23 protein-coding genes and 1 tRNA gene are annotated in these 21873 nt (G+C 61.9%); 9 read left to right on the top strand and 15 right to left on the bottom strand.

Going from position 1 to position 21873, the window contains the following annotated elements; all coding sequences use genetic code 11:
- Window positions 1-52: 52 nt before the first annotated feature.
- The 13 genes from NKH33_RS04250 to NKH33_RS04190 form a co-directional block, all read right to left on the bottom strand.
- Entirely contained in the window at window positions 53-562 is a 510-nt protein-coding gene (locus NKH33_RS04250) for an NUDIX hydrolase (RefSeq protein WP_352469451.1), read from the bottom strand.
- A gap of 130 nt (window positions 563-692) precedes the next feature.
- Complete coding sequence (locus tag NKH33_RS04245; protein ID WP_352469452.1) at window positions 693-959, bottom strand: hypothetical protein; 267 nt, start codon at window positions 957-959, stop codon at window positions 693-695.
- Window positions 960-1119: 160 nt separating this feature from the next.
- On the bottom strand, window positions 1120-1812 hold the full coding sequence (locus NKH33_RS04240) for a response regulator transcription factor (RefSeq protein ID WP_352818277.1): 693 nt from the start codon (window positions 1810-1812) through the stop codon (window positions 1120-1122).
- Complete coding sequence (locus NKH33_RS04235; protein WP_352767753.1) at window positions 1809-4550, bottom strand: DUF4118 domain-containing protein; 2742 nt, start codon at window positions 4548-4550, stop codon at window positions 1809-1811. Before NKH33_RS04235 ends, NKH33_RS04240 begins: the two co-directional genes overlap by 4 nt.
- 53 nt (window positions 4551-4603) lie before the next feature.
- Entirely contained in the window at window positions 4604-5173 is a 570-nt protein-coding gene (gene kdpC / locus NKH33_RS04230; protein ID WP_023675296.1) for a potassium-transporting ATPase subunit KdpC, read from the bottom strand.
- 12 nt (window positions 5174-5185) lie between these two features.
- Window positions 5186-7279, bottom strand: a complete 2094-nt coding sequence (gene kdpB / locus NKH33_RS04225) for a potassium-transporting ATPase subunit KdpB (protein ID WP_352539404.1) — start codon at window positions 7277-7279, stop codon at window positions 5186-5188.
- A gap of 213 nt (window positions 7280-7492) precedes the next feature.
- Window positions 7493-9196, bottom strand: coding sequence for a potassium-transporting ATPase subunit KdpA (gene kdpA, locus NKH33_RS04220; RefSeq protein WP_352539403.1), 1704 nt, complete (start codon window positions 9194-9196; stop codon window positions 7493-7495).
- 25 nt (window positions 9197-9221) lie between these two features.
- On the bottom strand, window positions 9222-9311 hold the full coding sequence (locus tag NKH33_RS04215; protein ID WP_023675300.1) for a K(+)-transporting ATPase subunit F: 90 nt from the start codon (window positions 9309-9311) through the stop codon (window positions 9222-9224).
- Window positions 9312-9644: 333 nt separating this feature from the next.
- Window positions 9645-11126, bottom strand: a complete 1482-nt coding sequence (locus NKH33_RS04210; RefSeq protein WP_352918300.1) for a hypothetical protein — start codon at window positions 11124-11126, stop codon at window positions 9645-9647.
- A gap of 107 nt (window positions 11127-11233) precedes the next feature.
- Window positions 11234-11416 carry a hypothetical protein gene (locus NKH33_RS04205; protein ID WP_352814468.1) on the bottom strand — a complete coding sequence of 61 codons (183 nt, stop codon included), beginning with the start codon at window positions 11414-11416 and terminating at the stop codon, window positions 11234-11236.
- The gene (locus tag NKH33_RS04200; protein WP_352918298.1) at window positions 11416-11604 is read right to left on the bottom strand and encodes a DUF3606 domain-containing protein; all 189 of its coding nucleotides are present in this window, start codon (window positions 11602-11604) and stop codon (window positions 11416-11418) included. The genes NKH33_RS04205 and NKH33_RS04200 overlap by 1 nt, the downstream gene beginning before the upstream one ends.
- A gap of 233 nt (window positions 11605-11837) precedes the next feature.
- Complete coding sequence (locus NKH33_RS04195; RefSeq protein ID WP_352469460.1) at window positions 11838-12068, bottom strand: hypothetical protein; 231 nt, start codon at window positions 12066-12068, stop codon at window positions 11838-11840.
- Window positions 12069-12440: 372 nt separating this feature from the next.
- Window positions 12441-12875 (bottom strand): DUF3597 domain-containing protein, encoded by a 435-nt coding sequence (locus tag NKH33_RS04190; protein ID WP_352539401.1) that lies wholly within the window; start codon window positions 12873-12875, stop codon window positions 12441-12443.
- 321 nt (window positions 12876-13196) lie between these two features.
- On the opposite strand from NKH33_RS04190, the gene NKH33_RS04185 reads away from it, so the two are divergent.
- From NKH33_RS04185 to NKH33_RS04170, 4 genes are all read left to right on the top strand, one after another.
- Window positions 13197-13622 carry a cupin domain-containing protein gene (locus tag NKH33_RS04185; protein WP_352465923.1) on the top strand — a complete coding sequence of 142 codons (426 nt, stop codon included), beginning with the start codon at window positions 13197-13199 and terminating at the stop codon, window positions 13620-13622.
- A 120-nt stretch (window positions 13623-13742) separates the two neighbouring features.
- The gene (locus NKH33_RS04180) at window positions 13743-14342 is read left to right on the top strand and encodes a YdeI/OmpD-associated family protein (protein WP_352918296.1); all 600 of its coding nucleotides are present in this window, start codon (window positions 13743-13745) and stop codon (window positions 14340-14342) included.
- A gap of 462 nt (window positions 14343-14804) precedes the next feature.
- Window positions 14805-15077, top strand: a complete 273-nt coding sequence (locus NKH33_RS04175; RefSeq protein ID WP_352469463.1) for a hypothetical protein — start codon at window positions 14805-14807, stop codon at window positions 15075-15077.
- Window positions 15078-15341: 264 nt separating this feature from the next.
- The gene (locus NKH33_RS04170; protein WP_352677553.1) at window positions 15342-15749 is read left to right on the top strand and encodes a hypothetical protein; all 408 of its coding nucleotides are present in this window, start codon (window positions 15342-15344) and stop codon (window positions 15747-15749) included.
- Window positions 15750-15950: 201 nt separating this feature from the next.
- On the opposite strand, the gene NKH33_RS04165 is transcribed toward NKH33_RS04170, so the two are convergent.
- A tRNA-Ser gene (locus NKH33_RS04165) sits at window positions 15951-16040 on the bottom strand.
- 431 nt (window positions 16041-16471) lie between these two features.
- Between NKH33_RS04165 and NKH33_RS04160 the strand changes: the two genes are divergently transcribed.
- From NKH33_RS04160 to NKH33_RS04150, 3 genes are all read left to right on the top strand, one after another.
- On the top strand, window positions 16472-16795 hold the full coding sequence (locus tag NKH33_RS04160) for a hypothetical protein (protein WP_352469464.1): 324 nt from the start codon (window positions 16472-16474) through the stop codon (window positions 16793-16795).
- A 66-nt stretch (window positions 16796-16861) separates the two neighbouring features.
- Window positions 16862-17524, top strand: coding sequence for a peptide-methionine (S)-S-oxide reductase MsrA (gene msrA, locus NKH33_RS04155; protein WP_352918295.1), 663 nt, complete (start codon window positions 16862-16864; stop codon window positions 17522-17524).
- Window positions 17525-17739: 215 nt separating this feature from the next.
- Window positions 17740-18729, top strand: coding sequence for a BMP family lipoprotein (locus tag NKH33_RS04150; protein ID WP_352918293.1), 990 nt, complete (start codon window positions 17740-17742; stop codon window positions 18727-18729).
- A gap of 84 nt (window positions 18730-18813) precedes the next feature.
- Here NKH33_RS04150 and NKH33_RS04145 read toward each other — a convergent pair whose 3' ends face one another.
- Entirely contained in the window at window positions 18814-19023 is a 210-nt protein-coding gene (locus tag NKH33_RS04145) for a SlyX family protein (protein ID WP_031211352.1), read from the bottom strand.
- Window positions 19024-19203: 180 nt separating this feature from the next.
- On the opposite strand from NKH33_RS04145, the gene NKH33_RS04140 reads away from it, so the two are divergent.
- Together NKH33_RS04140 and NKH33_RS04135 are read left to right on the top strand one after the other, a co-directional pair.
- Window positions 19204-20736, top strand: coding sequence for an ABC transporter ATP-binding protein (locus NKH33_RS04140; RefSeq protein WP_352682437.1), 1533 nt, complete (start codon window positions 19204-19206; stop codon window positions 20734-20736).
- Window positions 20733-21872: an ABC transporter permease gene (locus NKH33_RS04135; protein WP_352539396.1), complete on the top strand. Its 1140-nt coding sequence runs from the start codon at window positions 20733-20735 to the stop codon at window positions 21870-21872. Before NKH33_RS04140 ends, NKH33_RS04135 begins: the two co-directional genes overlap by 4 nt.
- Window position 21873 lies beyond the last annotated feature (1 nt).

Raw genomic sequence — 21873 nt, 5'->3', positions numbered from 1 at the left:
GGGCGCTGGAAACCAATTCCATCCCGACACAGTTGGGGCATGCCTCCATCTTCTATTGAGCGGGATCTTTTCCGAACGCCGGACTCTGCTTTTTGGGATTATGCTCCAGTTCGGCAATCCTGATGTTCCTCACCAGCGTCGAAAGATCCGGCTCGTCGATCAGCAACGCCGCGTCGGTCGGCGTCAGCCATGCCCGCTGCCGTCTCTTGGCTTCTTGCCACTTGGCAAGTTCCTCGGTTACCTCAAGCAAATAGACGACGACATCGACGCGAACGAAGCGGTTCGCCAGCCGCTTCCAGTAGTGGTAGGTGCCGGCAGGCTGTTTCAGTGTCTTGCCGAGAACACCGGCTTCTTCCTGTGCTTCGATGGTGGCTGCCTTGCGGCCGCTCTTGCCCTTCATCGGCCAGCCCTTCGGTACGATGAAGCGCCTCGTCGTTCGCGATGTGACCAGCATCACCTCGACATCGCCATGCTCGTTCAGCCGAAAGGGAATCGCCGCGACCTGGCGAACCCCGTCGCCCTTCCTTGCCTTGCGTACAACCTTCTTCTTGCTGGCTGCCATTCGATAATCCAGTCGAATCGGTGCCCAGACGGCAAGGGCAGCGTTGCAAACTCGCCCGCTTTCAATGGGGCGCAGGCGGAGCGGTTTCCCCAGTATATAAGTCGGCTAAATAAATGAAAGGGACCGGTCGTCAGCGGCAGGTGCTGACAAAGCCGCTCCCTGACGGCAGCAACTGGCAAGTTGGCCTCATCTGCGGCACCTCCTGCCGTTGCGGTATTGGGATTTGGCGATCCAGGGCACGGTACTGCTGTTGCTGCTGCTGGTATTGCTGCCGCCGCAGCCTGTTCTCCAACATCTGCAACTGGTCTTGCTGGATCAACACGTTGCGATCGGCGGGACTGCCGACCTGTGCCGATGCAGCAGGATTTACGCCCGACAGCATCGACGCAGTCAGCATTGCCGACCCTAAAAACGTCAATAGACGAAGCCGTGGCATTCGTTCATTCCCGCACAAAACCAATCTTCTTTTAATATAGGGCTTTTGTCCGGCGACGCCATGGCCGCCGCTGATTTGAAGCAGATTGGAAGAGGCATTTCGGCTTCGGATGCTCGTCGCGTCAATCGACTTCGCGCAGCCGGTATCCGACGCCGGTCTCGGTCGTGATATAGCGGGGCTGGTCGGGCGTCTTTTCAATCTTTAGCCTGAGTTGCCGGACATAGACTCTGAGATATTGAACGTCGGTGGAATCGCCCCAGACCTGCTTCAGCAGGAACTGGTGGGTGAGAACCTTGCCGGCGTGCTGCACCAAGGTGCGAAGAATGTCGTATTCCTTCGGCGAGAGCTTTATCTCCTTGTCCTCGATCTTGACGACGCGCTTCACCAGATCGACGGAGAGGTCGCCGGTCTGGAACACCGGTCTCTCACCCTGCTGCTGGAACTTGTGGCGAAGCGCGACGCGGATGCGTGCGACAAGCTCGTTCATACCGAATGGCTTGGTGACATAATCGTCGGCGCCGAGTTCGAGGGCCGAGACGATGCCGGCCTCGTCGGTGCGGCTGGAAAGAATAACCACGGGAATGTCCAGGCCATCATCCCGCCATTTGCGGAGCAGCTCATGCCCGCTCATGCCGGGCAGGCCGAGATCGAGCAGCACAAGGTCCGGCTTTTCCGTCGCGATGAGTTCAATCGCCGCCCTGGCGTTCGGCGCCTCGCTGATCGCATAGCCTTGGCTGCCAAGCCCGACGCGAAGCAGTTTCCGGATCGGCGGTTCGTCGTCGACCACCAATATCCTGACGTCCAGGCTCGTCATGCCAGATCGTCCATATTTTGATGGCCCGTCTCGGGTTCGCCGAGATTGGGCAGTTCCGCCGGCACCAGTTGCATCCTGATGGTGAAAACCGCCCCCGAGCGGTCGGACCTGTTTGCCGCCAAGAGCGTCCCGCCCATCGCTTCGATGAAGCCGCGGCAAATCGACAGGCCGAGCCCCGTGCCGGCACGCACCTGGTCACCCTTGCGCACACGGTAGAAAGTGTCGAAAACGCGCTCTAGATCCGCTGGCGGAATGCCTGGTCCCTCATCCATGATCTGCAGGATGACGAAGCCGTTGTCGGCCCAGGCTTGCAGGCGGATCGTCGAACCTGGCGGCGCGTATTTTGCAGCATTGTCGAGGAGGTTGAACAGCACCTGTTCGAACAGAACGGGGTCGACCCGCAACATCGGCAGATCCGATGGAATGTCGATCTCGGTCTTATGCTCGCCGACGATTTTGCGGGCCCGATACAGAGCTGAACCGACAATGTCGCCGAGATAGTGAAACGCATAGTTCGGCTCCATCGTGCCGGATTCGATCTTGGTCATATCGAGCAGATTGGCGATGAAGCGGTTAAGCCTCTCCGCTTCATCGAGCACGGTCGACAGCAGTTCCGCCCGGTCCTGCTCGGGAAGCGCGGCCTCGAAGTCCCTGAGTGTTCCGGCCGCGCCCATGATGGCGGCAAGCGGCGTTTTCAAATCGTGGGAAATGGAGGTGAGCAAGGCCGAGCGCAGACGGTCTGCCTCGGCCGCAAGCTTGGCCCGGTCAACATCGGCGACGAGCTGGATGCGCTCGATGGCGACCGCCGCCTGGTCGGCGAGCGCATCGAGCAGACGCTGCTGCTCGGGTGTCAGCAGCGGACCTTGCTTGTCGTTGTCGAGGCCGACAACGCCTACCGCCGTGCGTCCGGTCCGCAAGGGCAGATAGAGGCGCTTTGCTCCGGGCAGCGTGTCGGCGCCGCGCCCGGCGGCGCGGTTATGCTCCCAGGCCCAGCGGGCTGCTGCGATGTCGGCCTCGGCCAGCGTGTCGTCGGGTGGGTAGCCGGCTTTGACCGCAATCGTGCCGTTCTCCGGCAGAAGCAGCACCACGCGCAGCTTCAGCATCGAGGCGATCTGGAAGGCAGTCGCCCAGAGAACGTCATCAAGCGTCCCAGCGCCGGCGAGCTTCTTTGAGAAGAGATAAATATCTTCTGTGGCGCGTGCCCGCGAGCGCGCGGCGACCGCCTGACGCTGCACGCGCGCTGTTAGATTGCTGCCAATGACCGCAACAACCAGGAAGACAGCCAGCGCAACGATGCTCTCCGGATCCTCGATCGTCAGCGTGTAGCGTGGTTCTAGGAAGAAATAGTTGAAGGCAATGGCGCTGATGAGGCAGGCATACAAAGCCGGCCAGAGACCGCCGGTCACCGCCGACGTCAGGACCCCAATGAGAAAGATGATCGCCAGATTGCGGACGTCGAGAAACTGGTCGAGAAGGACGGCGAAGGCGAGCGAGCCAACAACATAGGCCGTGGCCCTGAGATAGGGCCAGATCTCGAACTGCCACTGCTCGTCCGCCGCCTTGACGGTCCTCGAAGTCGCCTCGGCGTTGCGTTCGTTTCCCGAAATGACATGGACGCTGATGTCGCCGGCATTGCGGATGAGATCGTAAGTGAGCGAGCCTTCGATCAATTCCCGCCAACGCGATCGGGTCGGCCTGCCGATCACGATATGGGTGAAGTTGTTCGCCGTCGCATGCCGAACGATGTCTTGCGCGACGTTCTGACCCGGAATGGTCGTCACCTCGGCACCGAGCTGCTCGGCAAGGCGCAGCTGCGTCGCCAGCCGATCCTTGTCCTCCTCGGGCATGGCCGCTGAATGAGGGGTATCGACATGAAGCGCCGTCCAAGGGGCGCGGAGCCGGTCGGCCAACCTCCGCGCATAGCGTACACGGGCCGCCCCGCCCGGACGCGCATCGACGCAGACGAGAACCCTTTCCCCCGCCGCCCAAGGCCCGGGTATCGCGTGGGCCCGCATGTGGGTCAGCAACTGCTCGTCGACCCGCTGGGCAGTGCGGCGGAGCGCCAATTCCCGGAGCGCCGTCAGATTGCCCGGCGAGAAATAGTTCTCGATGGCGCGCTGGGCGGTGCTGGGGATGTAGACCTTGCCTTCCTCAAGCCGTTTGATCAGATCGTCGGGGGTGAGGTCGATGATCTCGATGTCGTCGGCCTGGTCGATTATGGAGTCGGGGACAGTTTCCCGCACCCTGACGCGGGTGATCTGCGCCACGACATCGTTCAGGCTCTCGACGTGCTGGATATTCAGCGTCGTGTAGACATCGATGCCGTGCGTCAGGATTTCCTGGACGTCGAGATAGCGCTTGGGGTGACGGCTGCCGGCGACGTTGGTGTGGGCGAGTTCGTCGACCAGAACTAGCGCCGGGTGCCGGGCGAGGATGGCGTCGAGATTCATCTCCTCAAGGATCCGCCCCTTGTAATCGATCTCAAGGCGAGGAATGACCTCGTAGCCTTCGACCAGCGTCTGGGTTTCCTTGCGGCCGTGCGTCTCGACGATGCCGATCACCACGTCGACCCCGTCGGCCAGCCTGGCGCGGCCCGACATCAGCATCTCGTAGGTCTTGCCGACACCGGGGGCGGCGCCGAGAAATATCCTCAGGCGGCCGCGCTCCTCCCGCTCGGCATGCTCGAGCAGCGCGTCGGGAGAGGGCCTGGTTTCGGCGGTGCGTCTGTCGTCTGGCATACGGGTCAATCATGAACGGCGCCGGCTTCGGTGTCGATCCCGGCGCCGGTCCTTCACTGTTTCATGGCATCGTCCAGCGCAAGGTTGAGGGCCAGCACATTGACTACCGCCTCGCCGATGAATCCCAATTCGCGATCTTCGACATGGCTGTCGACAAGCGATTTGATCCTGGATTCATCGACGCCCCTGGCCTTGGCCACCCTGGCAACCTGAAAATAGGCCGCATCGGGGCTGATATGCGGATCGAGGCCGCTGCCGGACGTGGTGACCAGATTCATCGGTACCGGCTGGCTCGGGTTTTCGGCTCTCAGCTTTTCGGCGTCGCTCTTGATCCTGTCGATGAGCTTCGGGTTGGTCGGGCCGAGATTCGAGCCGCCCGAGGCGGCGGCATTGTAGCCGTCGCCGGCAGCCGACGGGCGGCCATGGAAGTAGCGGTCGCTTTCGAAAGCCTGGCCGATCAGCTCGGAACCGACGAGCTTGCCGTCCTTCTCGATCAGGCTGCCATTGGCCTGGCGCGAAAACAGCGCCTGGGCAATGCCGGTCATGCCGATCGGATAGACCAAACCCGTCAGAATGGTGAAGAAGACGATCATGACGATCGCGGGCCTGATTTGATTGAGCATCGACGTGGTTCCTTAGGCGAGACCGAGAGCGGTGATGGCCATGTCGATCATCTTGATGCCGACGAAGGGCACTACGACGCCGCCAAGGCCATAGACAATGAGATTGCGGCTGAGCAGCGCACCGGCGCCGACCGCGCGGTATTTGACGCCCCTCAGCGACAGCGGGATCAGCGCAATGATGATCAGCGCGTTGAAGATGATGGCCGAGAGGATAGCGCTCTGCGGCGTCGCCAGATGCATGACATTGAGCGCTTGCAGCGGCCCGGCGGTCTGGCCCGGGGCGATGTAGAAGGCGGCGAATATTGCCGGGATGATGGCAAAATACTTGGCCACGTCGTTGGCGATGGAGAAGGTGGTCAGCGAGCCACGCGTCATCAGCAGCGCCTTGCCGATTTCGACGATCTCGATCAGCTTGGTCGGATCGCTGTCGAGATCGACCATGTTGCCGGCCTCGCGCGCCGCGACCGTGCCGGTGTTCATGGCAACGCCGACATCGGCCTGCGCAAGGGCCGGCGCATCGTTGGTGCCATCGCCGCACATCGCGACCAGTTTGCCTTTGGCCTGCTCGTCGCGGATCAGCTTCAACTTGTCCTCGGGCGTCGCCTGGGCAAGGAAGTCGTCGACGCCGGCTTCCGCCGCGATCGCCGCCGCGGTCATCGGATTATCGCCGGTGATCATCACCGTGCGGATGCCCATGCGGCGCAATTCGGCAAAGCGTTCTGCGATGCCGCCCTTGACGATGTCCTTCAGATGGACGACGCCGAGCAGGCGCCCGTCGCGCTCGACCGCGAGTGGAGTGCCACCCGATTTGGCGATCTCGTCGGCGATCGCCTGAAGGTCGCGGACGGTGTCGCTGCCGGGGCGCATACTGCCTGTGGCAACGGTCGAGAGGTTGACGTGGGCAAGTACCGCATCGACTGCGCCCTTGCGGACCGAGGAGCCTTCCAGATCGACACCGCTCATGCGGGTTTGCGCGGTGAAGGGCACGAAAGTCGCGTGCAGGCTTGCCATGTCGCGGGCGCGGATAGCGTATTTTTCCTTCGCCAGGACGACGATCGAGCGGCCTTCCGGCGTTTCGTCGGCAAGCGAGGCAAGCTGAGCCGCGTCGGCCAGTTCCTGTTCGGTGACGCCCTTGACCGGACGAAATGCCGTCGCCTGACGGTTGCCCAGCGTGATGGTTCCGGTCTTGTCGAGCAGCAGCGTGTCGACATCGCCGGCCGCCTCGACGGCGCGCCCCGACATGGCGAGCACGTTGAAGCGCACCAGGCGGTCCATGCCGGCAATGCCGATAGCCGACAGCAGGGCGCCAATTGTGGTCGGGATCAGGGTAACGAACAGGGCGACCAGCACGGTCACCGGGATATAGCCGCCCGAATACGAGGCGAAGCTCGGGATCGTCGCCGTCGCCAGCACGAAGATCAGCGTCATGCCGACGAGCAGGATGTTGAGCGCGATCTCGTTGGGTGTCTTCTGGCGCTCGGCGCCCTCGACCAGCGAGATCATGCGGTCGAGGAACGTATGACCGGCAGCCGCAGTGATGCGCACGCGGATCCAGTCGGACAAGACCTGCGTGCCGCCGGTCACCGCCGAACGATCGCCTCCGGATTCGCGGATGACCGGTGCGGATTCGCCGGTGATGGCCGCCTCGTTGACCGACGCCACGCCTTCGACCACCTCGCCGTCCGAGGGGATGATGTCGCCGGCTTCGACAAGCACGGTGTCGCCGACCTTCAGGCTGGTGCCGGGCACCAGTTTGAACTTGCTGCGGTCGCCACCGTTCAACAGCTTGGCCTGCGTCTCGGTTCGCGCCCGACGCAGCGAGTCAGCTTGCGCCTTGCCGCGGCCTTCGGCCACCGCTTCGGCGAAATTGGCGAAGAGCACGGTGAACCACAGCCAGATGATGATCTGCAGCGTGAAGCCAAGATCGCCGCCGCTGGTAACGAGATCCTTGACGAACAGCACGGTGGTGAGCGCCGAGACGACGGCGACGACGAACATCACCGGGTTTCGCATCAAGGTGCGCGGGTTCAGTTTTCTGAAGGAACCGCCGATAGCGGGCCACAGAATGCGGGTATCCATGATGCTCACGGATTTCGACGGGCTCATTTGGTAGCTCCAGTGTCGATGTTGTTGACCGGTCGATCGTGTGCCGAACGAAGGTGCGGCGGCCCGTAAGCCAGCAGCCAGATCATGATCAAGGCTGCCGCAATAGCGAGGAATGTGGACAGCGTCGGGAAAGGAGGGGGCGTTTTCTCCCCCTCCGGCTCGGGGCGATGCCGGACCTTTCGAGGTATGATCTTGAACCAGGGCATCGCCGTTTCAGAATGTCTGACCGTGAATCATCGCCAGGTGCTCGACGATCGGTCCGACCGCCAGGGCCGGGAAGAAGGTCAGGCCGCCGACGATCAGGATGACACCGGCCAGCAGCCCGACGAACAGCGGACCATCGGTCGGGAAGGTGCCGGCGGAGGCAGGGACGGTCTTCTTCGCAACCAGCGAGCCAGCAATCGCCAACGCCGGAATAATGACCAGGAACCGGCCCATCAGCATGCCGATGCCGAGCGTTACGTTGTACCAGGGCGTGTTGCCGCTGAGGCCGCCAAAGGCGGAGCCATTGTTCGCCGCGGCCGAGGTGTAGGCATAGAGAACCTCGGAGAAGCCATGCGGGCCGGCATTGGCGATGGAAGCAACGCCGGTCGGCAGCACCACCGCGATAGCAGTGAAGATCAGCATTGCAAGCGGCAGGCAGAGCACGGCCAGCATAGCCATCTTGACCTCCTTGGCCTCGATCTTCTTGCCGAGATATTCGGGCGTGCGTCCGACCATCAGCCCGGCGACGAAAACGGCAATGACGATGAACATCAGGATACCGTAGAAGCCGGCGCCGACGCCGCCGACAATGACCTCGCCGAGCTGCATGTTGATGATGGGGATCATGCCGCCGAGTGCGGTGAAGCTGTCATGCATGGCGTTGACCGCGCCGCAGGATGCGGCCGTGGTGATGACGGCAAACAGTGCCGACAGGGCGATGCCGAAGCGGCTCTCCTTGCCCTCCATGTTGCCGCCGTCGACACCCAGCGCATGAACAAGCGGATTGCCGGCGGCTTCCGCCCAGTAGCAGACGGCAACGCCAGCGATGAACAGCACGCCCATCGCCGACAGAATTGCCCAGCCCTGGCGCTGGTTGCCTACCATGCGGCCGAAGACATTGGTCAGCGCCGCGCCGAGGGCAAAGATCGTCACCATCTGGATCAGGTTCGAGATCGCGTCGGGATTTTCAAACGGGTGCGCTGCATTGGCGTTGAAGAAACCGCCGCCATTGGTGCCGAGCATCTTGATGGCAACCTGGGAAGCGACCGGCCCGACCGCGATAGTCTGTTGCGCGCCTTCGAGCGTCGTCGCGTTGACGTAGGCAGCGAGCGTCTGCGGCATGCCGAGATAGACATAGACGAGAGTCAACACGATGCAAAAGGGCAAAAGCAGGTAGAGCGTGCCGCGGGTCATATCGACCCAGAAATTGCCGATCGATTTGCCTGAGGCTCTGGCAAAGCCGCGGATCAATGCGACCGCAATGGCGACGCCAGTCGCCGCCGACAGAAAATTCTGCACGGTCAAGCCGGCCATCTGCACGAGATAGGACATCGTGCTTTCGCCGCCGTAGTTCTGCCAGTTGGTGTTGGTCATGAAGCTGGCGGCGGTGTTGAAGGCCAGCTCAGGTTCGACGGCGGTCATGCCGGCCGGATTGTAGGGCAGGCCGCCTTGCAGCCGTTGCAGGAAATAGAGCACCAGGAAGCCGGCCAGGTTAAAGAACAGCAGGGCGGCCGCATAGGAGGTCCAGTGCTGCTCCTCGCGCTCGCTGGTCCCTGATATGCGGTAGAGCCCGCGCTCGAGCGGGGCCAGAATTGACGACAGGAATGTGCGCTCGCCGCTGAAAACGCGATGCATGTAGCCGCCGAGCGGCTTGGCCAGCAGAACGACGATCCCGCAATAGACGAGGATCTGCAGCCATCCGTTGATTGTCATGGGGTTGGCTCCTTGCCAGCGGAGATCAGAAGCGTTCCGGGCGAACGAGGGCGTATGTCAGGTAGGCGAGAAGAAACAAGGTCACGGCGCCGCCGAGGATATAGTCGAAAAGCATGTTACGATCCCCTAAACTTACAGCTTGTCGCAGGCTTTGATGTAGCCGAAGCATAGAGCAAAGAACGCGATTCCAATCGCGACAACAAATATGTCCATAATGCATTTTCCTATATCGTGTTTGTTCTTTTAATTTGGACAAAACTGCCCAACCCGTCGCCGCATCATATGGGCGGCTGGATACACCGCTCCTGTGAATATGGATCAAAGTGCCATAAAGGTTCGAGACGGGACGCGGAGCAAAGAAATCAAAATCCCATAAGGATTTCGCCGCCTCGGCGCTGGCCGAAGCTTCAGGAGGGAGGTGCGCACCGGCGCGCGAAGCTGCCGGGGCTCAGTCCGCGCGGGTGTAGATCACCGCGTAATCGTCCGCATAGGCCCGCTTCCAGCCCAGTTCGTCGAAGAACGGAATGCGGCTGTCGTCGGCGGTCAACAACGCCCAGCCTATCGTATATTTGTCGAGTTGGGCTTTCAGGATCGGCTTGCCCCGGCTGTGCCCCGTCTGCTCATCCGTTTCCGTAAAGCCATTCAGGAAGAGCTGATCCGCGCGGCCGTCGATGAACGTCCTGATACCATGGAAAATCAGCGTGCCGCCGAAATCGTAGGAGTTCAGCAGATTGCCCGACAGATTATGGGTTTGGGCAAAGGCCAGTGCATCCCTCGCCGAGGTCTTCTGGCTCGGCGCGACCGGATAGCTCGTCAAGGCGGCAGCCGCCAAAACCAGCAAAACGGCAAGTCCAGCACAAATCCTGGAAAATTGCCGTGCGAAAAATTGTTCAAGTCCGTCACGCTTTTCCGCCGCCCATTTCTCGGCTGAAAGCGCTGGATATTGTTGCGCGACCTCGACGGCAAGGACCACCGGCACGAGAAGAAAGAACAGGTACATGAACCGTATGTGGGTGAGATAGACGTGCAACGTGAAGACAAGGAACAGCGCCTTGGCCCAGCCAATGCGCAATCTCGACACGAGCAGCCCGAAAAGCGCCACCAGCAGGGCTACCTCCTGGAGGGTGTGCCGCGCGGCGTCGAAGGGTTGCCACTCCGCAATGTAAGGCACCGCCTCATTGCCATAGGCCACGGTGAATGTGGCGAGTATGGCCTTGACGCCATAGGGATTGAGCAGGCTGACCAGCGGGCAAAGCAGCCCGAAAGCGATCCACTTGGCCAGCAGCCGGGGGTTCGACAAGCGTGTGCGCATGACGAGATCGAGCCCGGCGAAGGCGGCGATGACGAAACCGAAGGTGAAGGTGGCATGGAGATTGGCCCACAGGCAAAGCAGCGCCAGCAGCCATAAGGGCGGTGCTTTCTCGTTGCGTGCGGCCTGGAAAAGTCCAGCGGTCCAGACGACGATGATGGGCAAGGTAAAGATGTGCGGCCGGGCGACATAGATTGGCCCGATCAAGAGCGCGAGAACCAGCGTCAGTCCTATCGCCAGCGTCGGCTTCAACCACGCGCTGAGATACCACGACGTCAAGAAGGCCGTCAGCGCGATTACTGCAGCCGCCAGCAGCACCACGCCGTTCCAGCCGCCGGCTTGAAAGGCAATTGCAAGGAGAACCTGGCTAAGCCATTCCTTGGCGATCCATGGCTGGCCGGCAAAAGTGTAGGAATAGATGTCGACGGTGGGGAATGTGCGGCTTGCCAGCATATCCATGCCGACCTTGATGTGCCACCAGCTATCGGGATCCTGCAGGAGGGAGTGGGCAAAGGCGAGGAGCGCCGCCGCCATCACGACCGCCGCCACCAGGCAAAACATCAGCCTCACATGCCGTATGTCGTCTATCGACGGCCTCGCCCCACCAGATATCCCGCGCATATGGCATCCCTGAGCCGCGATAGCGGAAGGGATAGGCCGAATTTGTTAGAAAACCGATAAGCCGCAGGATCGCGGCCCCATGCCGCGCGTCCAACCGGCTGGGCAGCTCAGCCCTCGGCCTTGAAGTTCTTGGCTTCCTTCTCGACCTTCGGGCTGTCCTTGCCGTGCTTGCGCATCAGATCCTTCGCCTGCTTCGGCGAAACGTCGGTGGTTTCGGCCAGGCGCAGAGCCTGCTTTTCGTCCAGATCGCGCGTCTTGCGGTCGGCCATTGCGGTTTTCTTGTCAGCCATTACGACGCTCTTATGCTCTCGGCGATTTCGTTCAGCACCTTGCGGTCGGTGCCGTGGCGCTTGATCAGCGTGCGCGCCTGCTCAGGGGTAATGCCCGCTTCCTCGGCGAAGTGACGTACCTCGTAGTCTTCGCCGCCCGCCACTCGTGAGCGGTCGCGACTGTCGGTCTCGGTTTTGTCGTCGGCCATGGCAGCTCTCCTCATCTCAACGAGAGCATAACGGGCAAGATTTCAGCGAGTTCCTTCGAGCGTGTCGCCCAACTACCGGCTTCGGGCATGACCCGGCATGAGCAGCGGTTTTGCTCAAAGCAAGGGCTTGGTGCCAGGCCGACCTTCACGCACAAACAGGCCGGCCTCTTTGGCGGCGCTGCCACCGCCCGCCACTGCTCCTGGGCGCAGCCTGATGTTCGTTCCAGATTGTTTTAATGGGAGCGATGGTCGAACACGACGCCCATGGTCCTACCAACCGCCGTCATGACGATAAGCTCGACCAGATCGTCGTCACTGTTGCCGCAGGCCGGAGCCGTCCTGCGAACGATGTCCAGCATCGCCCTCGTCGATATGGTGTCGCCGGCACCGAACCGTGAAAGCGCAGATGAAACAAGCTCTTGGGCTGTCAAGTCGGCGACCGTCACCCGCTTCACCACGTTCATTGGCTTCCTCCCACCATCAACCCTCTCCCGAGAGAATGATACGCCGAACGTCGCGTTTCGCCAGCAAAATGGTGGTCCTACCAGCGCGTGGGCAGCGACCGAAATCGTCGGTTTTGCGGGAGGCAATCCGGGCGCGAGGGCAGCGCTTTTGTGCCATGCGACTTCGCCATGGACCCAATCCCGGCGGCCGGGATCGGTCTCAGTTTTATTTACGGGCAGTCTGATGCTTGGCAGTGTGGTCTGCTCGGTTGCGGCCGAAGCCGGCGCAGCAAGAACCACGGTGCGGGCAGAACCGGTCTGTCTTTTTTGTTTGACGCAATTCCGGACGGAAAACCGTTCACACGTTTTCCTGGAATTGCTTGTCTTGTGACTCTAGGCGGCCAGGTCGCTCGGAAGCTTGCCGCCGTTCTCGGCCAGCTTTTTCATCAGTGCGTCGTGCAGCCACAGATTCATCGTTACAGTGTCGTTCATATCGCCGGTGTAGTTCAGCTCGTGGGCAAGCTCCTTGCGGGCGCCGAGGCTGCTGTCGATATTCAGAGCCTTCATCAGGTCGACGATCGAATTCTTCCAGTTGAGTTTCTGCCCCCTCGCGGCCACCGCCTTGTCGAGAATGGCAGCGATGTCAGGGGCAGAGGACGGCGCGGCCGGCGCGGCCGGAGCCGGGGTTGCAGCCGGGGCGGATCGGGTAGGCGCCGTCGGCTGGGTGGCCGTGCTCGAAGCAGGCGCGGGAGACGGTTGCGCCGGCGGCGCTTCGCCCGCAACCGCGTTTCCGAAAATCGCACCTTTGATACTGTCGAAAATGCCCATTGCTATCTCCTGTATTGGCTCGACGGTGTGTTGCCCTGACGGTCGGTGAGGCGACCGTTGCCGAATGCCGCATTGAGCGCCCTGGTTGTACCGGACCACGAACGCAACGCAGGGGCAACTCAAAACTGACTAAAAGGTAAAGGCTTGGTTGCATTGGGGTATCGGCTCAGTGATCCGGCCCGAGAGTAGAATAGGTCGGATCGCGGCCCGACAAATCGTCACGCGCAATGCACGAGGGAACGGTCAGCAGCCAGTTTTGCTGACGCAGACCAGAAAAATCATCTAGATTCGTGTTCGCAATTCGCTGAGAGGAACGAAGCCATGACAGCAGTCGTCGCATCCGACAGGCTCGAACGTTCGCTGGTTTGGGCAGAGGACGATCCGTCGGTCAAATGGGCCGGCGCTTTCGCGGTTTACGGCGGGCACGGCACCACCCAGTCCTCGGTCATTGTCTACGAGATCGAGCCCGGCAAGCGGCTCGGCTGGCACAGCGACGCCACCGAAGAGACGCAATACATCATCGCCGGCACCGGCGAGCTACACATTGAGGGCGGCACCACCCACCCGGTCGGGCCGGGCAGCGTCCTGGTACTTCCGACGCCGGTCAGGCACGACCTCGTCAACACCGGCACCGAAACCCTGCGCGCCGTCGCTTTCTTTGCGGCGGCGATGTTCACGCAGACATTCGACAACGTCATGCTGCCGCCGAAATCCCATGTCCTCGGAACGCCCAATCGTGCGGGCTGAATGCGTGCCGGCGAGAATCACCAGGCCTGCGGATTGCGAACTCGGAGCTGAGGTGAGCGCGCGCGCGGCCGGCAAGCGGTTTGGCGTCGTTACGCGCTCGCGTCATGGGCGGACCGGCTGATGGCGCCCGTCAAGGTCGACCCCGCCAAGGTGCGCGAGTTCAGGGATGCCGAAAGCTTCCATGCCTGGCTTGGCGAGCATCACGACAGCGAGGACGAAGTCTGGATCAAGATCCATAAGCTCGATTCGGGACTGCCGTCGATCACGCCGAAGCAAGCCATCGACGCGGCGTTGTGCTGGGGCTGGATCGATGCAGTGCGCAAGGCCTTGGACGGCAAAAGCTACCTGCAGCGCTACACCCCGCGCGGCAGGAAGAGCACCTGGAGCCAGATCAATGTCGACAATGTCGCCCGGCTGATCGAGGAGGGCCGGATGACCGAGCACGGGCTGAGGCAGGTCGATGCGGCCAAGGCCGACGGCCGCTGGGCGCGCGCCTACAAGAGCGGCAAGGAGATGAAGATCCCCGACGACCTCCAGGCGGCAGTAGACGCCGAGCCCACGGCGAAAGAGATGCTGGCAAAGCTCAGCGGCCAAAACCGCTTCGCACTCGCCTTCCGCATCCACAACATGAAAACCGAAGCCGGACGCAAGAAGAAGATCGCGGCGTTCGTGGAGATGCTGAAGCGCGGCGAGACGATCTATCCGCAGGGCAGAAAGTAACATTTGACGAGGCGTGCCGGCGCTGCGTCTTGTGCTTGTCCCTGTCGGCGAACCTCGAATGCGGCCGGATCGCTGCTCAGGCCCACCTTCGATCCAGGCGATGTCGCCGACGATTTGTTTTCGACGAGCGTCGCCCGGCACTTCGACACCAGCTCTCATTCGTTTAGTTGATGCAGGAAAAAGTCTCGTCCTCACAGTCGGCATAGTATATTAGCAGGCGCTGTTATGAGGTTTTTGCCCGTTCAGGAGCCGACTGGCACGTGGGCCGTGTTTGATGCGACCGTGGATGTGCCTGCGGATTTCGCTGGCAGTTGCCTTATCGGCTTGCCGCGGGAGCGGGCGGAGTGGCTCGCAGCAAGAGCCAATCGAGATGCTGCAAAAGGCACTTCGATTTGCCGGTTGTCAGCTGCCGGACCGGCACAAGCCGCGGTTCTTAGACTTAGACCGATAGGAGAGATTTCGATGATGCAAGAAAGGGTAATGGCGGCTGCGTTGGCAGCCAGGAATCAGGAAGCGGATATTCGTGGTGTCTTCGATATCACCAACAAAACCGATGCGCCAATTGGCCCCCGCCGATTGGGCGAGGCTATCCACTTTGTCGCCAATGCACCTATCGTTGGCTATGATGTTCACGCCGCCGTCATCAGATATGGCCCAGTCGGAACCCCCAGCCTCAGAGCAACAGATTGCGCACAGCTGTGGGAGAAGTTCGGCGAGGCCTTGCTGCAACACTGACGGGCAGACCTTTGGCGCGTATGGCACCACCATCGTGCAGGGCACTTCCCTTGTGAGAACGACATGGAAGCCTGGCGGGTGATATTGCAATCAAATTAGCGTGAGCGCATATTTTTTGCCGGCCGATCTCGCAACCGGCCAGGCCCGGCGGCCGGCCGCCAACGGGCTGTCAGGCCGGCGACAAATGCAGGTCTGACGGTCCCCTTGGCAAGGTCGCCGGAACCACAGCATGATGCGGCGGCAAAACGGGTTTGGGAGAATGACATGCCTAAGGTTTCGGAGCTCTTTTTCAAGACAGCCATCGTCTTTCTTATTCTGGGAATTGCAGCTGGCCTGCAGATGGCAATTTCAGGCGATCACGGCGCGTTTCCGGCTCACGCGCACATCAACCTGCTGGGATGGGTCACCAGTGCAATATTCGGCGGCTACTATGCCCTGAACCCGGCGAAGGCCGCCCGCAGGAGCGCGATGATCCACTACGGCGTCTACAATCTCGGCCTGGTCGTGATGCTGCCGGCGCTTTACCTGATGCTGCAGGGAAATCCGGCGCTCGAGCCGATTGTCGCCACTGGCTCAATGATTGTCGCTGCCGCCGTGCTGATCTTTGCCTTCGTGGTTTTCTCCGCCGAAACAGAGCGCTCAGTCTCGGAAATACAAGCGGTCCCGCGCTAGACGGGGCGGCGACAGTGCCGTGTCGACTAAGCCCGTGCTTCTGGTGAAGCGCGGGCCGATCGGTTGTGGGCTGATCTGAGGTAAGAGTGCGGCGAAGATGAAAGCCGCTCGCGCCCCCCTCTGCCTGCCTCAAGATACTGCATCGCAGCGGCAGTCGCCGTCCAGTGTCCCTTCAGACTCGGCGAGCCGGTGAGATTTAACTGGCGGAGAGAGCGGGATTCGAACCCGCGTTACGGTTTCCCGTAAACACACTTTCCAGGCGTGCGCCTTCAACCACTCGGCCACCTCTCCGTCTCTTTAGCATTTTCGACGCGGCCGGTTTCGCCGCGCCGGTTGGGGAGATGCATCTCCTTTGGGATTCCGGTGCCGGAATTCCGGCCGTGGGCGCCGTCAACCAGCGGATACCCTTTCCCCGCGCCTGAGCCGTCAAAGCAACAGACGCGGGGCTCATCTAGTCGATCCGGTGCCGAATGCCAAGACATAACAGCAGCCTATTCGCTTTGCCGGATACGGATGCTCAGCCCATGTCGCCGGGGCACCCGTTGGGAGCCTATCGAAAGGAGCGGCCGAGGTGTGCTTGCCGTCCCCGGCGCGCCACCGGTCCCGGCGAACCCGGCTGCCGCAGGTTCAACTTCGCGTGTCGCGATTGCGGATAAAGCACGCAGATCCTATTTAACAGTCCACACGACATTCTGATAAACTCCTGGGGAGGAAGGGTCCGGATGTTCCGCTTTATCTTCCGTCTTGCCGCAATGATCGCGCTTTCGGTTTCGGTCATCATGGCCGTGCTCGATGCGACCCGCTCGGTGGCGGCTTCGGCGCTGGTGATGACTCCGCTCAACACCAGCTGGCTCGCGGTTTCGCCGGATACGCGCAGCGCCTTCGAAAGCTTCGTCCGCGACAAGGTCAACCCGCTGCTGTGGGACGGTGCCATCGCCTGGGTGCTCAGCCAGCCCGGCTTTGCCGTGTTCGCGGTGCTGGCGTTCATTCTTTATGCCATCGGTTACAGGCGGCAGCGCCCCAGCGGGCGGTTCGCCGCAACCTGACATTTCCAGCCTGACCCGGTGATCCCGTACCAGGAAGGCTCAACCAAGAAGAAAAGGAAGCCACACATGTTTCTTAGCGACATGCTGAACAAGAAGCTCAACCTGCCGAAACCCTCCGAGGCGTTGCCCGGCCGCGACCGGCCGATCCCGACGGCATCGAAGCACTTTGTCTCGAACAGGCCGCTCAAGGGTCCTTATCCCGAAGGGATGGAAATGGCGACGTTCGGGCTGGGCTGCTTCTGGGGCGCCGAGCGCCTGTTCTGGCAAGTCGAGGGCGTATGGGTCACGGCGGCCGGCTATGCCGGCGGCGTCACGCCCAACCCGACCTATCAGGAAACCTGCACGGGCCTGACAGGCCATGCCGAAGTCGTGCTCGTCATCTACGATCCCAAGATCGTGTCCTATGCCGAGCTCTTGAAGCTGTTCTGGGAAAGCCACGACCCGACGCAAGGCATGCGCCAGGGCAATGATGTCGGCACCACCTACCGTTCGGCGATCTATACGTTCAACGACGCGCAGTACCAGGCGGCGCTCGCCTCGCGCGATGCCTACGAGGCTTCGCTGCGCGGTGCCGGACGCGGCAAGATCACCACCGAGATCGCGCCGGCGCCGGAATTCTACTTCGCCGAGGAAGACCACCAGCAATATCTGGCGAAGAACCCTTACGGCTATTGCGGCCTGCAGGGAACCGGCGTCACCTGCGCCATTCCGGCCGCCGTCTCCGCCTGATTTTATGCCCCCGACGCAAGGAATATGCTGTGGCGCCGCGATGCGGCGCCATGCTTTTCCAAAGGGTCAAAATTCCACGTGAATTTTGTTTCGGGCCGTGCCAGATTGACCCGAAGCGGGAGGAAGACACTCCTGCCCGACACCGTATGCCTGCCGGAGAACCGGGCCGGCATGCGGTGCATAATGGACAAATAACCGACAGGGGTGTGGATCACATGAAACGTATCGTTCTCGGCCTCATGGCCGCAGCTGCAATGGTTCTTCCGGCCTTCGCCGCGGACATTCAACCCGCGATCCTCTATGATCTCGGCGGCAAGTTTGACAAGTCGTTCAACGAGGCGTCCTTCCACGGCGCTGAAAAGTTCAAGACCGAGACCGGCATCCCCTATGTGGAATTCGAGGTCAGCAACGCCACCCAGCGCGAGCAGGCGCTGCGCCGTTTCGCCGAGGACGGCCGCAACCCGATCGTCATGGCGGGCTTCTCGTGGGCTGACGCGCTTGACAAGATCGCCACCGAGTTCCCCGAGACCAAATTCGCCATCATCGACATGGTCGTCGACAAGCCCAATGTCCGCTCCCTGGTCTATAAGGAGCAGGAAGGCTCGTACCTCGTCGGCGTGATGGCGGCGATGGCTTCCAAGACCAAGAAGGTCGGCTTCGTCGGCGGCATGGATATTCCGCTGATCCGCAGGTTCGGCTGCGGCTATGTCGGCGGCGCCAAGGCGGCCGGGGCCACCGACGTCATCCAGAACATGACCGGCGATACGCCGGCAGCCTGGAACGATCCGGCCAAGGGCGGCGAGATCGCCAAGACGCAGATCGACCAGGGCGCCGACGTAATCTACGCAGCGGCAGGCGGCACCGGTGTCGGTGTGCTGCAGGCAGCGGCCGACGCCGGCAAGCTCGGCATCGGCGTTGATTCCAACCAGAACGGCCTGCAGCCCGGCAAGGTGCTGACCTCGATGGTCAAGCGCGTCGACGTTGCCGTCTACAACACCTTCATGGATGCCAAGAACGACAAGTTCACGGCGGGCGTCAACGATCTCGGCCTCAAGGAAGGCGGGGTCGACTACGCCATGGACGACAACAACAAGGCGCTTGTCGACGATGCGATGAAGGCGGCGGTCGAAAAAGCCAAGGCCGACATCATAGCCGGCACCATCAAGGTGCACGACTACATGTCGGACAATGCCTGCCCGTATTGATCGATTGCTGTTATTGATCGACTGGCACTGCTGAAGTGACGAGCCGCCGGGTGAAAGCCCGGCGGTTTTGTCTTGTCGGCCCGCTCACCAGTGCGGCGGCTTGGTCACCGGCACGTCGGGCGCGGCCTGTTCCTCCAGCGCCAGGAAGCGCTCGGCCAGCGCGTCGAGCTTGCGCTGCATGCGCTCGATCACCTTCCACTGCTCGGCGATCTGGCCGGACAGTTCCTCGATGGTCTTCTCCTGCTCGGCGGCGCGGATTTCCAGCGTCGTCAGCCGGTCCTCGGGCATGGTCATTTGAAATCCTCGATCAGGCGATTGTGCAGGCTGCGGCCACGTTGGAAATTGACAAGCATGGCGGGATTTGTCGAGAGTGAACCTGCTCCGGCCAATTGCTACGGACCCAATTGGCACAGACTGGGCGTCATGCTAGGCGTTTGACCAAGCGGTAAAAAAATAACAGTGGGAACAGGCTGCATGGCGCAAGCCGCAATCGAGCTGATCGGCATCGACAAGAGCTTTGGCGCCGTGCGCGCCAACCGCGACATCAATCTGGAGATTATGCGCGGCACCATCCATGGCATCGTCGGCGAAAACGGCGCCGGCAAGTCGACGCTGATGTCGATCCTCTATGGTTTCTACCAAGCCGATTCCGGCGAGATCCGTGTCGGCGGCCAGCCGGCATCGATCAAGACACCGAATGATGCGATCGCGCTCGGCATCGGCATGGTGCATCAGCATTTCATGCTGGTCGACAATTTCTCGGTGCTGGAAAACGTCATTCTCGGCGCCGAAAGCGATGCGCTGCTGAAGAAGAGCATTGCCAAGGCGCGTTCCGAGCTGGAGCGGCTCGAGCGCGAATACGGGCTCGAAGTCGATCCCGACGCCATCATCGAGGAGTTGCCGGTCGGCCTGCAGCAACGCGTCGAAATCCTCAAGGCGCTCTATCGCGGCGCCGAGATCCTGATCCTCGATGAGCCGACAGGCGTGCTGACGCCGGCCGAGGCCGACCACCTGTTCCGCATCCTCAGGCAGCTGAAGGAGCAGGGCAAGACGATCGTGCTGATCACCCATAAGCTGCGCGAGATCATGGCGATCACCGACACGGTGTCGGTGATGCGCCAGGGCACGATGGTGGCGACACGCGAAACCAGGAAGACCACGGTCGAGGAGCTGGCCGAGCTGATGGTCGGCCGGCGCGTGCTGCTGCGCGTCGAAAAGGGCGAGGCGAAGGCCGGCGGCGTCAAGCTTGCGGTCAAGAACCTGACGGTCAAGGATTCCCGCGGCGTCACCATGGTCGACGACGTCTCCTTCGACGTCCATGCCGGCGAGATCGTCGGCATTGCCGGCGTCGCCGGCAACGGGCAGTCCGAATTGCTCGAGGCGATTTCCGGCATCAGGCATGCCGTTTCGGGCTCGGTCATGCTCGACGGCAAGCCGATCGACCTCACCGGCGCCGCCGACCCTGGCGAGCTGCGCGAGCGCGGCCTCGCCCATGTGCCGGAGGACCGCCATCATGTCGGGCTCGTGCTGGCCTTCGAGGAAAACGAGAATTCGATCCTCGGCTACCAGGACGACGCGCGCTATCTGAAGGGGCCGTTCCTTGACATCGACGCCATCCGTAACGATGCCCGGGACAAGATCGTCAAATATGACATCCGCCCGGCGGACTGCCGCCTCAAGACCGCCAATTTCTCCGGCGGCAACCAGCAGAAGATCGTGCTGGCGCGGGAAATGGAACAAGATCCCGGCGTGTTGATCGTCGGCCAGCCGACACGCGGCGTCGATGTCGGCGCCATCGAATTCATCCACAAGCGCCTCATCGCCATGCGCGACCAGGGCAAGGCGGTGCTGGTGGTTTCGGTCGAGCTCGACGAGATCCGCTCGCTGTCCGACCGCATCCTGGTGATGTTTGCCGGCCGCATCGTCGGCGAACGCGGCCCCGACGCGACCGAGGGCGAGCTCGGCCTGCTGATGGCCGGCGTCGAGCACCGGGAGGCCGCCGAGTGAGCACCCCCTATGCCAAGCTGCCGGCCTGGGCCGATTACGTGCTGATCCCGCTGATCAATCTGTTCGTCGCATTCGTCGTCGCCGGCTTCGTCGTCATATTGGTCGGCGAGAACCCGCTGCGTGCAGCCGTCATCCTGGTCGAGGGTGCCTTCGGCCGCGGCCAAGGCATCGCGTTCACGCTTTTCTATGCCACCACCTTCATCTTCAGTGGGCTTTCGGTGGCGGTTGCGGCGCATTGCGGCCTGTTCAACATCGGCGGCGAGGGCCAGGGCTATATCGCCGGTCTCGGCATCGGCATTGTTTGCCTGGCCTTCGACAGCGTGCTGCCCTGGTGGCTGACCTTCCCGATCGCCATTATCGCCGCCGCGGCGATGGGCGGGCTGTGGGCGCTGATCCCGGCCTATCTGCAGGCCAAGCGCGGCTCGCACATCGTCATCACCACCATCATGTTCAATTTCATCGCCGCCAGCGTCATGGTCTATGCGCTGGTGGGGATGCTGAAGCCGCCCGGCTCGATGGCGCCGCAGACGCGCACCTTCCTCGAAGGCGCGCAATTGCCGAAGCTCAACTGGGTCATCGAATTGTTCGGCGCCAAAATCCGTTCGGCGCCATTCAACGTCAGTTCCCTGCTGGCGCTAGCCATGGCCTTTCTGGTGTGGGTGCTGATCTGGCGCACGAAGCTCGGCTACGAGATGCGCACCTATGGCCACAGCCCGAAAGCGGCGCGTTATGCCGGCATTTCGGAGATCCGCATCATCATCATTGCGATGATGATCTCGGGCGCGCTGGCCGGCATGATGGCGCTCAACCCGACGATGGGCGACCAGCACAATGTCGCGCTCGAATTCGTTTCGGGCGCCGGTTTCGTCGGCATCGCGGTGGCACTGATGGGACGCCTGCACCCGGTCGGCATCGTGCTGGCGGCGATCCTGTTCGGCATGCTCTACCAGGGCGGCGCCGAGCTCGCCTTCGAGATGCCGGTGATCAGCCGCGACATGATCGTCATCATCCAGGGCCTCGTGATCCTGTTCGCCGGCGCGCTCGAGCATATGTTCCGGCCCTACGTCCAGGCGTTGTTCGCCTCGCTCAGCCCGAAATCGGTCGGCATGGAAGCGGTCAAGGGGAAGGGCGCCTGAG

Source organism: Mesorhizobium sp. M1182, assembly GCF_040318335.1.
In the GTDB taxonomy this organism is placed as follows: domain Bacteria; phylum Pseudomonadota; class Alphaproteobacteria; order Rhizobiales; family Rhizobiaceae; genus Mesorhizobium.
Note: the sequence above shows the minus strand (reverse complement) of the source record. Positions and strands in the feature narration are given on the sequence as shown.

Coding starts and splice junctions, on each gene's coding strand:
- NKH33_RS04175 (WP_352469463.1), top strand. CDS start 14,805: ATGATGCAAGAAAGGGTAATGGCGGCTGCGTTGGCAGCCAGGAATCAG.
- NKH33_RS04240 (WP_352818277.1), bottom strand. CDS start 1,812: ATGACGAGCCTGGACGTCAGGATATTGGTGGTCGACGACGAACCGCCG.
- NKH33_RS04180 (WP_352918296.1), top strand. CDS start 13,743: ATGGCGCCCGTCAAGGTCGACCCCGCCAAGGTGCGCGAGTTCAGGGAT.
- NKH33_RS04185 (WP_352465923.1), top strand. CDS start 13,197: ATGACAGCAGTCGTCGCATCCGACAGGCTCGAACGTTCGCTGGTTTGG.
- kdpB (WP_352539404.1), bottom strand. CDS start 7,279: ATGAGCCCGTCGAAATCCGTGAGCATCATGGATACCCGCATTCTGTGG.
- NKH33_RS04215 (WP_023675300.1), bottom strand. CDS start 9,311: ATGCTTTTCGACTATATCCTCGGCGGCGCCGTGACCTTGTTTCTTCTC.
- NKH33_RS04160 (WP_352469464.1), top strand. CDS start 16,472: ATGTTCCGCTTTATCTTCCGTCTTGCCGCAATGATCGCGCTTTCGGTT.
- NKH33_RS04190 (WP_352539401.1), bottom strand. CDS start 12,875: ATGGGCATTTTCGACAGTATCAAAGGTGCGATTTTCGGAAACGCGGTT.
- NKH33_RS04250 (WP_352469451.1), bottom strand. CDS start 562: ATGGCAGCCAGCAAGAAGAAGGTTGTACGCAAGGCAAGGAAGGGCGAC.
- kdpA (WP_352539403.1), bottom strand. CDS start 9,196: ATGACAATCAACGGATGGCTGCAGATCCTCGTCTATTGCGGGATCGTC.
- NKH33_RS04145 (WP_031211352.1), bottom strand. CDS start 19,023: ATGACCATGCCCGAGGACCGGCTGACGACGCTGGAAATCCGCGCCGCC.
- NKH33_RS04210 (WP_352918300.1), bottom strand. CDS start 11,126: ATGCGCGGGATATCTGGTGGGGCGAGGCCGTCGATAGACGACATACGG.
- NKH33_RS04150 (WP_352918293.1), top strand. CDS start 17,740: ATGAAACGTATCGTTCTCGGCCTCATGGCCGCAGCTGCAATGGTTCTT.
- NKH33_RS04140 (WP_352682437.1), top strand. CDS start 19,204: ATGGCGCAAGCCGCAATCGAGCTGATCGGCATCGACAAGAGCTTTGGC.
- NKH33_RS04245 (WP_352469452.1), bottom strand. CDS start 959: ATGCTGACTGCGTCGATGCTGTCGGGCGTAAATCCTGCTGCATCGGCA.
- NKH33_RS04200 (WP_352918298.1), bottom strand. CDS start 11,604: ATGGCCGACGACAAAACCGAGACCGACAGTCGCGACCGCTCACGAGTG.
- NKH33_RS04205 (WP_352814468.1), bottom strand. CDS start 11,416: ATGGCTGACAAGAAAACCGCAATGGCCGACCGCAAGACGCGCGATCTG.
- kdpC (WP_023675296.1), bottom strand. CDS start 5,173: ATGCTCAATCAAATCAGGCCCGCGATCGTCATGATCGTCTTCTTCACC.
- msrA (WP_352918295.1), top strand. CDS start 16,862: ATGTTTCTTAGCGACATGCTGAACAAGAAGCTCAACCTGCCGAAACCC.
- NKH33_RS04195 (WP_352469460.1), bottom strand. CDS start 12,068: ATGAACGTGGTGAAGCGGGTGACGGTCGCCGACTTGACAGCCCAAGAG.
- NKH33_RS04170 (WP_352677553.1), top strand. CDS start 15,342: ATGCCTAAGGTTTCGGAGCTCTTTTTCAAGACAGCCATCGTCTTTCTT.
- NKH33_RS04235 (WP_352767753.1), bottom strand. CDS start 4,550: ATGCCAGACGACAGACGCACCGCCGAAACCAGGCCCTCTCCCGACGCG.